Annotated in this window: 1 protein-coding gene; it reads right to left on the bottom strand. The window is 57.6% G+C overall.

What is annotated here, in order from left to right; translation table 11 throughout:
- The coding region (locus ACLIIZ_RS21185; protein ID WP_416695706.1) for a transposase at nucleotides 1-255 on the bottom strand (255 nt) is incomplete at both ends.

The following is a 255-nucleotide window of genomic DNA, read 5'->3' on the forward strand; positions in this document are numbered from 1 at the left end:
CCTGAGTGATGTCGCTCACGTTGGCGGCGGTGCCAATGACCGTATGCACCAATCCGGACTTGGCATCGACGCCGATGTGCGCCTTCATCCCGAAATGCCATTGACTGCCTTTCTTCGCCTGGTGCATTTCTTCATCCCGTTTCCCTTCCCGGTTCTTGGTCGAGGGTGGCGCGGCGATCAGGGTGGCATCGACTATCGTGCCTTCACGCAGCAACAGACCTTTCTCGGCCAGATGCGCGTTGATGGTATTGAAGA

Source organism: Azonexus caeni, assembly GCF_048146105.1.
GTDB classification, from domain to species: Bacteria; Pseudomonadota; Gammaproteobacteria; order Burkholderiales; family Rhodocyclaceae; genus Azonexus; species Azonexus aromaticus_B.